This window comes from Neobacillus rhizophilus (assembly GCF_018343535.1).
Lineage (GTDB): Bacteria > Bacillota > Bacilli > Bacillales > Cytobacillaceae > Neobacillus > Neobacillus rhizophilus.
Window position 1 is genome coordinate 1,583,200 of record NZ_JAGYPF010000001.1, and the last position, 12,501, is coordinate 1,595,700.

At 41.4% G+C, this 12,501-nt stretch carries 10 protein-coding genes; 2 read left to right on the top strand and 8 right to left on the bottom strand.

Annotation, left to right across the window (positions count from 1 at the left end; all coding sequences use genetic code 11):
- Window positions 1-7: 7 nt before the first annotated feature.
- The 8 genes from KHA99_RS07495 to KHA99_RS07530 all read right to left on the bottom strand — a co-directional run bounded on the left by KHA99_RS07495 (window position 8) and on the right by KHA99_RS07530 (window position 10,301).
- A complete protein-coding gene (locus KHA99_RS07495) occupies window positions 8-1,033 on the bottom strand; it encodes a GGDEF domain-containing protein (protein WP_213116765.1) in 1,026 nt (341 codons plus the stop codon).
- 152 nt (window positions 1,034-1,185) lie between these two features.
- Window positions 1,186-3,384: a glycoside hydrolase family 3 protein gene (locus KHA99_RS07500; protein ID WP_213116766.1), complete on the bottom strand. Its 2,199-nt coding sequence runs from the start codon at window positions 3,382-3,384 to the stop codon at window positions 1,186-1,188.
- A gap of 199 nt (window positions 3,385-3,583) precedes the next feature.
- Window positions 3,584-4,324, bottom strand: coding sequence for a response regulator transcription factor (locus tag KHA99_RS07505; RefSeq protein ID WP_213116767.1), 741 nt, complete (start codon window positions 4,322-4,324; stop codon window positions 3,584-3,586).
- A 128-nt stretch (window positions 4,325-4,452) separates the two neighbouring features.
- On the bottom strand, window positions 4,453-5,253 hold the full coding sequence (gene larE, locus KHA99_RS07510; protein ID WP_213116768.1) for an ATP-dependent sacrificial sulfur transferase LarE: 801 nt from the start codon (window positions 5,251-5,253) through the stop codon (window positions 4,453-4,455).
- A gap of 80 nt (window positions 5,254-5,333) precedes the next feature.
- Window positions 5,334-6,104, bottom strand: a complete 771-nt coding sequence (locus KHA99_RS07515; RefSeq protein WP_213116769.1) for an SDR family oxidoreductase — start codon at window positions 6,102-6,104, stop codon at window positions 5,334-5,336.
- Between the two features lie 21 nt (window positions 6,105-6,125).
- Window positions 6,126-7,394, bottom strand: coding sequence for a nickel pincer cofactor-dependent isomerase, group 22 (locus KHA99_RS07520; protein ID WP_213116770.1), 1,269 nt, complete (start codon window positions 7,392-7,394; stop codon window positions 6,126-6,128).
- Between the two features lie 581 nt (window positions 7,395-7,975).
- Window positions 7,976-9,136, bottom strand: coding sequence for a Gfo/Idh/MocA family protein (locus KHA99_RS07525; RefSeq protein WP_213116771.1), 1,161 nt, complete (start codon window positions 9,134-9,136; stop codon window positions 7,976-7,978).
- Between the two features lie 883 nt (window positions 9,137-10,019).
- Window positions 10,020-10,301, bottom strand: a complete 282-nt coding sequence (locus KHA99_RS07530; RefSeq protein WP_213115848.1) for a hypothetical protein — start codon at window positions 10,299-10,301, stop codon at window positions 10,020-10,022.
- 194 nt (window positions 10,302-10,495) lie between these two features.
- Between KHA99_RS07530 and KHA99_RS07535 the strand changes: the two genes are divergently transcribed.
- Both KHA99_RS07535 and KHA99_RS07540 read left to right on the top strand, forming a co-directional pair.
- On the top strand, window positions 10,496-11,779 hold the full coding sequence (locus tag KHA99_RS07535) for an MFS transporter (RefSeq protein ID WP_213115847.1): 1,284 nt from the start codon (window positions 10,496-10,498) through the stop codon (window positions 11,777-11,779).
- A gap of 86 nt (window positions 11,780-11,865) precedes the next feature.
- Complete coding sequence (locus tag KHA99_RS07540) at window positions 11,866-12,183, top strand: hypothetical protein (protein ID WP_213115846.1); 318 nt, start codon at window positions 11,866-11,868, stop codon at window positions 12,181-12,183.
- Window positions 12,184-12,501: the final 318 nt, after the last annotated feature.

Here is a 12,501-nt window from a genome sequence, read left to right on the forward strand (position 1 = left end):
CTGCCATTCAAATGGCAGCCGTTATTTTTTCCATTTCAGCCAATGCCTGCTTCTTCATGTTTGGGGTAAAGAGTGAATAGCGATTTCTCCCTTTTTCCTTCGAATGGTACATCGCGATGTCGGCATTTTTTATTAATGTATTAATATCTTCTCCATGAAATGGGTGTATGCTGATTCCGATACTTGGGGTAATTTTAAAATTCTGGCTATGAACGCAAAAAGGTTCCTCCATGAGATTTAGGACCAATTGGCTAATTTCTACAGCATCCTCCACACCATTTAAGTGTGGAAGAAGGATAATAAATTCATCTCCGCCAAACCGAGCAAGAATATTTCCCGTACCAGTCTCGGTTTTAAGCCGATCAGCAACGGATTGCAATAACACATCTCCTGCTTGATGGCCTAGACTGTCATTAATGATTTTGAAATGGTCCAAGTCCAAAAGAATCAGCCCGAGCATTTCGTTTGGATTCATTTGCTCCGCTTGATATTGCTCGAGGTATGATTTTATAAACCATCTGTTGGGAAGTCCGGTTAAGGCATCATGATAAGCCATATGGGAAATCTGCTTCTGGGCCAATTTTAATTCGGTAATATCCAACCCAAAGCCGAGAAGATATTCCTCCCCAGATTCAGGTACGTGAATTATGGTTCTGCCGGTAAACATATGGTGTTCCTTACCTTTGAATCCAGCCTTTAATTCACAGGTAATCAGGTCACGCTTTTGCCAAACCTCAAGGTCCATTTTCCGATTCATTTCCGCAATATGTTTCGGAAAAAAATCAAAAACCGTTTTGCCGATGAGATCTTCTAATTTCATACCATTCATTTGACATGCCTGCTTATTAGCAAATATCGTCTTCCCATCCGGTTCCTCTAAAAAAACATTAATAGGAAGGGCATCCAAAACCATAGCACGAAGGGATGTATGATAATCGAGTTTTTTTAAAAGCTCTTTTTCTCGTTTTTCAAGATCAGTAATTTTCTTTTTCAAACTTTCGATATTTTCATGTTCAAGGGATTGTCTGTTCAATTCTGATCCCGCCCTCTTTGTCCTGCTAATATATATAAAACTATCTATATCATATTATAGTTTATCATTAAATTATTTTTCATTTCTAACAATTTTATGAAAATAACATGTCAGGGCTGTCCCCAGTAGAGACAGCCCTGACATGTTATTTTTTATTTTTTTTGGGCATGAGCAGGTGTGCCAATTTCCCCCGCATGGTCTGGTTTTCCAACAGCTTTTCCTTGATTATAAGAAAGACCAAATCCATACTCGTATTTGTTACCAGCTTTATTTAAATAAGAATAATTAGGGGTTTCTTCAGGTGCAAAGCTCGGGACATCGCCAACTTCCTTGTCCACAGCTTCAGCACTAGCAGGGATGGCCATTGGCAGCTTTCCAATCGGGTTAAATTCGCCGCGAATGACATCTATTACTGCTTCAGGCTTCGTACCGTATGTGGCTAAAACAGCAGCCGCATTTGGTTCAATTTGATTAATTAACCAAGGGCTGATAAAGTTGATTGCCGTAATTGTTGGAACGGTTTTTTGAATTTCAACAATTCGATCTACATTCGCGACTCCTGTTTCAGGACCTACTGTGATTCGTGGATTATTATCCCAGTTGGATTGTGCCGGTTTCACCCAAACAAACGCATGTGTTGCTTCCGAAAGATTATCCACGATAGTGATAGAGGCATCATGATTTTTAATAGTCTGTTTTAAATTGGCTGTAGCAGCGGCTGCATCTCCGCCGAACATTTCAACATAAAGCTTCACTTTTTGCAGCTTAGCATCTTTTAACGGCAAGATATTTTTATCGTTGCGTAATAAAACCACTGATTTAAGGTGTGCTTCATCTGCAAGTGCTTTTGCTTTAGGATCTGCGACAACTTCCAAAGCTTGCAGTGGATTTACATATGGATCTTCGAATAGACCTAAATTCATCATTTCTGTCAGCAGCAATGAGACAGATTCGTTAACTTCTGATTCTGACAGCAACCCTGATTTTACTGCATTGATAATAACCTGTGGGTCGGATGATCCTGAAATGATATCTGTTCCTGCTTGAATGGCCTTAGCTACTTTCGCTTCCGGCGATAAATCTTCAGCACCCCAAGCGTTGCCACCAACAGCACCAGTATCAGAGTTTACATATCCTTTGAAACCAAGGCCGTTGCGCAAGAAATCCAAAATTCCTTTGTTTAATGCAAAGCCGACTTCTTCAAATTGCTGATCAGGTTTATACCATGGCAATCCTTGATCAGCGCTATACTCGTTACTCGGAAAAGCGTAATATGGCATGACAGACGTAACATTAGCTTTAATAGCTGCCTGGAAAGGAGGAATATGGTACTTTAACAAGCTGCCTTCTGTCGGATATGGATTGAATTTCCCTTCCACAAAGTGAGGGTCCAAACCATTATCACGTGCCCCTCCGCCTGGGAAGTGCTTGACCGTAATCGAAACACTGTCGCTGCCAAGCTTTTCGCCCTGGAAGCCGGTTATGACGTTATATACCATGTCTGATGCTAGAGTAGGGTCCTCACCAAAGGTGTCTTCGATTCTTGCCCATAATGGGTCTGTGGAGACATCTGCTGTATAACCATAAACCTTGCGAATGCCGGCCGCTCTCCATTCCTTTGCAGCAATTTGTCCGAATTCCTTAACTGCTTCTGCGTCTCGTGCTGCTGCAAACCCTAGCGGCCCAGGCCAGAAGGTGTGCATACCTGCACCGTCACTATTATTAGTGTAATCTGTGGAAGCATGGTTACGAGGGTTTGAAGTGACAACAACTGGGATACCCAACCTCGATTCCTCTGCTAATTCCTGAAGCTGATTTGTATATTTTGCTATCACATCGACGGTCGGAGTTTGCCGGAAGATGACATGGCGCATATTTTTCCCAACAATCATCGGGTCATCTGCACTTACATATCTTCCATCAGCCGGGTTGGCAATCGGAGTGTGCGTGTTAATTAACATCATGCCCGCCTTTTCAGCCAAAGTCATCTTTGACACCAGATCGGCTACCCGCTCATTAACAGGTTTTCTCCAGTCCTCATAAGGATCTAAACTCCTGTCACCATCTAAATCTCTGAATTGCTTCCCATCCGCCGTCAGAACGCCTTTCTTTGCTGCCTCAATTTCTGGTTGACCGGTAACCGAGTTGGCTGCAATACGATATGTAACCGTATCTGCCCCGCCGTTTCCGGCATTTTGTGAAGCTGGGTCAACGTACCCCAAGTCTTCATTACTATTTGCACTTACCTGTGGGACCATGACTGGAGCTAACAGAGATAAAGCAAGTGTACCAGTAAGAAGTGTTTTTCTCAGTCTTGACGTTTTTCTTATTTGTTTTGATACTGACGCCATTTTTCTTCCCCCTATTAATTGGTTTTAGTAAACGCTTTCAACGATAATTTTAAGAGGATATTGAATGATAGTAGTATAGGATTTTTTTTGCTATATTTGTGTTTTTTTAATATTTAGAAAAATAGGTCAACTTACCTATTTCTAAATTCCTATTAATCTTTTTAAGGCATAAAAAAAAAGAGCCATTTAATAGATTCCGTTAATCGCTTGACTTTCTAAATTCAGAGGGAGAACTACCCGTAATTCTTTTAAAATTATTACTAAAATAAGCTAAATCTGAATAACCGACCCGTTCCGCAATCTCTGACATGCGTAATGATGTATTCTGAAGCAATCTTTTACTCTCTTGAATTCGCAGCTCAGTGATATAGCCAACAAATTTTTTATTGAACTGCTGTTTGAATAATTGACTTAAATAGCTGGGATTAATATGGACATGTTCTGCGGCAGCCTTTAGAGTTATTTGATCTAAAGGGGTTTTTTCTATATATTGTAATACCCTTTCAATGGTAGATGATGGAATTGCCTCATCCTGTACTTGAGCAATTTTTCTGAATGCCTCTTCTTTATTTCGTTTAAATAACCATCTTTCCAGGCATTCTTTTAATTCATTTTCCTCAATCGGTTTAATAAGATAATCCGTCACACCGCTCCTCAACGCCTGATGCGCTAATTGAAACTCATGATGAACACTAATGATAAAACAATCCTGTTTCTTGTTTAATTTTGATAGCTCATTCGCCAACGAAAGTCCGTCCATTATCGGCATTTGGATATCTGTGATGACAAGGTCAACGTCATTTTGCTTGATCCAGTCCAGTGCCTCTAAACCATTCTCGCATTCATGAATAATTTCTAGGGGAAGTGCCAACTTTTTGATTGTCCACTTAAGGGCCGTCCGAACCCACCTTTCATCGTCAACCAATAAGATTTTTTTCATTGTGCTAACCTCTATCCACTTTTTTTATTAACCGTCAATCTAGTAATCTACAAAAAAGGCTTTGGAAAAATCCAAAACCTTTTTTATTGGTGAATTTTCTATGGAGGCAAAACAAATGTAAAAAGCTGTTAGGAAAGAACCTTATTCATACTTCCGCTCTGATAGCCAATTAAATCAAGTGTTATATATTTATAGCCAAACTCTTGTAAATTACGCACAATGGTATCATGATTTTCAAGAATGATCGCCATATCTTTAGGTTCTACCTCAATTCGGGCGATATCCTGGTGAGTTCTTACGCGAACTTGGCGGATTTGCAGGGATTTTAAATAGTATTCTGCTTTTTCCACCTTTGTCAGCTTTTCTTTCGTAATGTACTCACCATACGCAATCCTTGAAGAAAGACAGGCGAACGATGGTTTATCCCACGTAGGCAAATCAAACTCCCGGGAAAGCTCGCGGATTTCTTCCTTATAGAGGTCCGCTTCCTGAAGCGGGCCGCGAATTCCCTTCTCTTTAGCTGCCTGCATGCCTGGACGGAATTCATTCATATCATCGGCAATAACACCATAAATGGCATTTTTAAAGCCCTTTTCTTCCATGACAGGGATTAAATGATCAAACAAACTGCTTTTGCAAAAATAGCAACGGTTTTTACTGTTTTCTGCATAACCAGGAATCGCTAACTCGGAAGTTTCAATTACCTGATGTTTCACGCCGATTTGTTCCGCTAGTTTAATCGCCTCTTGAAGCTCGCTGGATGGATAGGTTTCTGAATCGGCTGTAACCGCCAGGACCTTCTCAGGCCCTAATGTCTCGACTGCAGCCTTTAGCAGAAACGTACTATCCACACCGCCTGAAAAGGCAACGACAACTGAATCCATTTCTCGGAGAATAGACTGTAATTTACTGTATTTCTCGGTAAGCATTGTCCCCTCTCCCCTCAATAAAATCAATCTATTTATACTTCATCATTGTTATCTTATTAGGGAATTGCTTGTCATTATGTTTAAATGGTCATCGCTCCGAAACCGCCATCGACACGGATCATGGCACCTGTCACAAAGCTGGAGGCTTTTTCAGACGCAAGCCATACAGTTGCCCCTTGAAGCTCTTCCGCTTCACCAAAGCGGTTCATTGGCGTATGACGCATAATGGACTCGATCCGCTCCTTGTCCAAAATTTTGCGATTTTGTTCAGCCGGGAAGAACCCAGGGATGATCGCATTGACACGGATTCCATTTTGCGCAAATTCACGCGCTAAAAATTGTGTCACGCTATTAAGGCCGGCTTTTGATACAGAATACGTAAAGACGCGAGAAAGCGGAGTTGTCGATGAAACAGACGAAATATTAATAATGCTGCCCTTACGCTCCTGCTCAATCATTCGCTTCGCAAAAATTTGGCAGGTCATCACAATACCTTTTAAGTTTATATCCATGATTTTGTCGTACTCATCCATATCAAGTTCAAAGAATGGTGTGGCACTGTTTGTTCCTGGTGCATTCAAAAGAATATCCCAGCCGCCTGCCCATTGTTCGATTTCATTAGCTGCCTGCTGCAAAGAGTCCTTGGAACTGACATCTGCTTGAAAAGCCTTCGCTTCCCCGCCCGCTTCGACAATTTCCTTTACAACCTTTTCAGCCGTTTCGAGATTGCGGCCGACAATCGCAACCTTTGCCCCATGCTCTGCTAATCCTTTGGCCATAGCTGAGCCTAATACGCCATTTCCACCCACGGCTACTGCTGTTTTTCCGGTTAGGTCAAATAAGTTTGTCATATTGTTCTCCCCCTGATTTTTCTAGAATAAATTTCCATTTTCATCAAAGTTAATATCATATAAATCTGAAACTTGCTCCATATTTGGATGATTGCCTATATAATCTAGCAATGCCTCAGAAACTTCTATTTCACTAATCTTCAATGTATTTTTAATGCGCACCATTTTCACTTTGGTAAAATCTAAAATATTACACGTCTTAACGGCAGCCTGAATCGCCTGTTTATCATTTGGCAGCGTAGTGGCAATTTTTGTAGGCGACACAACCGTTGAAGTTAAGCCGTTGGCATATGTTCCTTCTAAGTCCATATTGTCTACTAGGCGCTGAGTTGTAAAATCAGCGGTACCTACCCCATTGGCATTTCCTTCGGATTCAGGAGTAACAGATAGCACGACCATTTTGTTAACATCCGGACCTCCGGTTGCATATGGAGTTGGATAACGTCCGGTTATGTTCGGATCCATTCCATCACCGCTGATATTTTTTCCAATCTCATCAATCACTAGCACATCCAATTGATCAAAGAAAAGCTTAGGCAATAGCTCTTTTGCTTTTTTCTGCAGGTCGGCTTCCTTTTCGATAATTTCTGAAGGTGTAAGAACGTCCACAGCTGCCACTTTATCAAAAGCATTTTCAACGGACGCCACACCAAACAGGACTGGCTTTTTCGCCATTATGACCTTGGCCATTGCGGGAACATTTTCCGCCATATACTTAAAGCCTAGTTGATGGCAGGCCTCTGCACCTCTTTGCTTTCCTAAACCAATGCTGATCATTTTCATAATGCCGCTTTCAACAGGGCCCCTAAAAGCAGTATGAGGCTTCACACGGTTGATGACGACAATTCCATCAGCTTCTGAAGCATACTTATCAATATAAATTGGCAAACCATTTGGCAGTTCGTCAATCTTAACCACTTCCATCGAGGAGCGGATTTCACAGCCAACACTTTCTTCTGTGACGCCAAGATGTGCTAACACTTCACGCTGTCCTTCAGCAGTTGCACCGCCATGGCTTCCCATACTTGGCACGATGAAAGGATTTGCCCCAAGTTCCTTTAAGAATCTAACGGTCACTTCCGTTAGTTCAACAAGTCGGTCAAGTCCCCTGCTGCCAACGGCCAAGGCAATTTCCATTCCAGGCTTAACTGTTTTTCTTATATGTTCTTGCTGTAATTTTTCCATTAACGCATGTTCAAGATTATCAATTTTCTCGTCGCTAAAATTCACTTTCACTTTTGCCATCTTCGGCACTGGTATATCTTTTAGTAAGTCTTGAATAACACCCACAATTCTTCACTCCTTCTCTATATCTTTAGTGTTTCCTTATGAAAAATTTACATGTACGGCCTTTTTTCAAGATCTGTTACGTAGTGTAATCCCTTTCAAATTATTTCAAAAAGGAGATGTAAACCACCATTCATTTTAATTTGTTTATCAAACTAACAAATTCATTTGTATCATATCACTATCGTTATTTTACGTCAATTTATTTGCGAAAGTGTACTCTTATTTTTGGTGATCCAATAACGGATTACAGTGTTTGTAGTTTTTGAAATTTATCTGCACCTTGTACCCCCTGAAAAACGGAGAAAAACAGCGAAATACTGAGAAAAAGGTAGATGAAGTACGCTTTCAGTATCCTTGTTTTCGTTTTCATCTCGAATGTTTCCGTTTTCAGCCGCTTTGTAAAAATCCTTCCATTCCCTGATAATGAGAGTATCAAATCACTAGGAGGAAATAAAACATGAAAAAGCTTATTAAAACAGTTGTTGAGTTAATCGAAAAGCACGGAGAATTCGTACCATTCGATTCATCAGAACCAGTAAAAACCAATTCACAAAAATAATGTGTGAATTGGTTTTTATTTTTTATTTCTTTATAGGATACTTATTTTCTTCTGAAATTCTTTTATTTAATTCTGCCAAAAACAATTCTTCATCGACTGGTAATTCCACTTCTTTCCCCAACCAAGTTGAGAGATGCATGGCGTTTGCCAGTTCCACTTGATTAATCCCATCATTGCAAGGGGCAAGTAAAGGCGTGTCTTCAAGGATACTTGAGGCGAAATTTTCCATTGCAGCGGTATGTTGTCCACCCCAGACAGAATTAAACTCCAAAACTTCTTCCTTGTAAATATCTCCAAGATACCCGTGTTTGAAAATATTTGCCACTTCCTCCTGGGTCAACGAAGCGCTCATTTCAGATTCTGACTTGTAAAGCCGTTTGATCGTAACTTTTTTACTGTCATCGACAACGATTTTTCCTTTGTCACCTAATATTTCAAAACGGTCCGTCCCCATCACATCATGTGTACAAGCAATAAATACACCCGTTGCTCCATTCCCATAATCAAAAACAGCGGTAACATCATCTTCCACCGCTATATTTCGTTGATAGCCAAACTTGACATTAGAATATACTTTTTTCGGCATGCCGCAAATCCATTGAAATAAATCAAGCTGGTGTGGCGCTTGGTTAACCAGGATCCCGCCGCCTTCACCGCCCCAGGTTGCTCTCCATTCGTTTTGTTCGTAATACCCCTGCGGCCGCCACGAGGTTGTAATCATCCAGTTTGTCCTGCGAATGCCGCCAATCTCGCCATTATCAATAATCTCTTTTACCTTTTGGTAAAGCGGGTTTGTTCTCTGATTAAACAATATACCAACTTTTATTTCCGGTTTCGCTGCCGCAATTTCGTTTAATTCTTTTACCTGCTTCGTATAAATTCCGGCAGGTTTTTCAATTAATACGTGTACATCTCTTTTAATTGCTTCAATCCCCATCTCCGGGTGAAGATAGTGCGGTGTACAAATAATGACAGCATCAATATTTCCGCTTTCAAGCAACTCTGTATAATCTTGATAAAATGGGACTCCCGGGAACTTCTCGGCAGCCATTTCCTTTTTTGTAGCGCTTGTGGCACATAGGGCACCAAGGGCCATGTTTTTCACTTTTCCGGCAGATATAAATTCGGCATATGCACTGCCTTGTGCCCCTAAGCCGATAATCCCTACTTTCACTTGAACCATGTTTAATTTCCCCTCCTATTAAGAATGACATTTAATTTGTTAACTAAACATATATTTATTTTAAGATAGCTGCCACATAAAGAAAAGACATTATTCTACTTTGTTTACAACAAAAGCCGGCCTAAATGGCCGACTCAGGCTGTCGAGAAACTATCGACAACCTTTTATTTTACTCATTTTCTTTAAGGATCGACCGCGTTAATTTGAATATCATTTATATAAAGCTTTTTAACAAGTCTGTTGATTGGCGCTCCAGGCACTTCGCTTTCCGCGGGCGTGCCGGGGAGCCTCCTCATCGCTTCGCTCCTGCGGGGTCTCCCCTGCCCCGTACTCCCGCAGGAGTCTTCGTGCCTTCCGCGCCAATCAACGGTGTATTCAATAAAGTTCTACAACTCCAATAAAATAAGTGGTGAATTCAATGGTCAATCCAATAGAGTATTGCTATAGTGAATATGAATTTGTTTCTATCGATGGATTAGTCCAGACGACAACCTTTTTCGCTTGATTTATATTGGTTTCTCTTTTCTTCCTAGTTACGGGCATTGAATAATGTAAGAGAACAGACTCACCTTATTGCAGTCTGTCAAGATATGAAAAAGATTGCAACACACTTAGCAAAGATGGAAAATGTGTGTTGCAAAACTTAGGTTGATTTGCCTCCCTGTTGATTGGAGCGGAGGGCTCTCGACTCCTGCGGGATATAGAGGTCACTGGAGACCCCGCAGGCGCCAAAGCGCCGAGGAGGCTCCAGGAGCTCCCCGCGGAAAGCGAGTGCCCGGAGCGGAAATCAACAGGCCAGTTAGCAGGGATAAACAACTAAAGGTTGGTCATTTAGGTTTTTACAAAATTAAAAATTGCTGAAAAAATACCCTTTCTCGACGGTTCAATTTGGAAAATACATTTCCATACTGTTACAGCCTTTGCGTAACATGAAGTAGTTTTGAAAATCAGTATTTACTGATACACTGTCATAATCCTTAATGGAAATGGAAAAGGTTTTTCCATCTTTTTTTGAAAATAAAAGCACTCCATTTAAAAATTGTATTTTATCAAAATGAAATCCATCTCTTTTCCATAAAAAATCTTCGTCCTCATAGTAGTTTAAAACGACCTGCCTATCGTGGTAATTCTCAAAAATAGAAAAATTAGATATTCTTTTTTCCAATTTTATCACCTTCCCCTGTAGATTTATTTTAGTAAATATGGATGCAGGAACGGGGTGACGGGAATCACATATGACAATTATTTCGAGAACCAAAATTTTTTATATGTAACCGCCTCCATCGGAAATTAGGGAATTCATCTAGGGAAATATGGAGTATAATAAGGAAATAATCAATACAACAGGGGTATGGAACATTGGAAAAACAAAATAGCAATTATAGATGGATAGTTTTTACGGCAGTGTTGTTTACGTATTTTATTATTGTAAGTCAAAGAACAGCACCTGGATTAATTTCGGATCAATTAATGAAGGATTTCCATTTACCAGCGGCCACGATTGGTTTGTTGGCAAGTATACAGTTTTTGGCGTATGCCGGACTGCAAATTCCGATTGGGATTTTATCTGACCGTTTGGGTCCAAATTATTTTCTTATTGGCGGCACCCTCCTGACAGGGCTTGGGACAATTATTTATAGTACTGCAGCGAATGAAGCCATTCTTTTTGCGGCAAGATTGCTGGTGGGAATAGGGGATGCCGCCATTTGGGTCAATTTGGTGTTGATTTTAAGCGGGTGGTTTAGAGCCAATGAATTTGTAAAATTACTTGGCTTAGCGGGAATGGCCGGAAGCCTTGGATTTTTATTGGCGACAGTTCCCTTCTCTGCCTTTATTGCTTCATTTGGGTGGAGACCGCCTTTTTTGACAACGGGTATTATTCTCTGCCTTATAGCAATTCTTTTATATTGTGTTTTGGTTATAAAGCCAAATCAAATAGGCTTGAACAAAACCAAGCCGCAACAGTCTTACCTTAAAAAACAGCCGCGGCAGGAAAAAACATTGGTAATGCTGCGACGGATTTTTTCAAATCGTCAGGCATGGGCTGCTTTTTTCTGCCATTTTGGAGCAGTTGGGACGTATGTTGGATTTATTGGTTCATGGGCAGTGCCATACGGAATGCACGTATATGACATGACAAGATCCGCTGCCAGCCAGCTTGTTATGATTGGCTTGATTGGCGCCATCATCGGCGCGCCTGTAACAAGCTGGTTTTCAGCACGGATTGATTCACTCAAAAGGCCATATGTCCTGGTTCATGTTGTTATTTTTTTAAGCTGGACTGTCATTTGGCTTTTCGGTGGAAATCCGCCTGTGTTCCTTCTTTATATTCTTTTCTTTTTAATAGGATATGGAAATGGCGGCAGTACTCTAACCTTTGCGGTCGTTCGACAGTCTTTCCCCATTAAGGAGGTTGGCGTAGTCACAGGATTCGCAAACACAGGCGGCTTTATCAGCGCAGTACTTTTGCCTAGCATTTTTGGTAAGGTATTAGACCACTTTCATTCATTCGGTGCAAGTGTGGGGTACCACTATGGCTTTATTATTCCAGCCGTATTTGCGCTGATCGGCTTACTCGGCGGGATGATGATCAAGGAAAATCGGCGCGAAGTGAACAGACCAAGTGAAGAAGCAATTGTATAAGCATGAGTAATTGGGCGATAAGCCTATCCCTCATTCAATTTGGACACATATACTAATTTGTAACCATTTTGAGGAGGAGATAAAGAATGGATAGACAAGTAACAATTGGTTTACCGGGCGGAGGTTATGCACCACCTGGGCATCCGGGCATGGGGTATCCAGGCGTGCAACTAGGCATGGGTTATCCTGGTTATCCGGGAATGGGCTACCATCACGGCCATGGTGGTTATTATCCGGGACATGGGTATCACCACGGCCACGGCGGGTATTATCCGGGACACGGGTATCACCACGGCCACGGCGGTTATTATCCGGGACACGGGTATCACCACGGCCACGGCGGTTATTATCCAGGACATGGATCTCATCACGGCCACGGTACCTACCAGCCAGGCCAAGGTTGAAAAGGTTAATTAACAGAACAGGTTGTTCATGAAAAATTAAGCAGGGGCTATGGCTCCTGCTTTTAATTGTGTGCCAGGCATGGCAACTATCTAGGTGGTGAAAGTCCACTGTGGGGGTACACATCAACCAACCACTAAGGAAGCGCAAGGTACTTATCGTGAGGTAAGGGCTGGAGGAAGCGTGGAATAAAATCTTGGCTCGACGAACAGAAATCTGATACTAAGGCTTTACAAAGGGATGAGGCTCCAATTCAAGTCAAAGTCCAAAAGATGTGCGTAACTTTGTAGAGTAAATCAGGCGAGTAAAAGAGGAAAGAT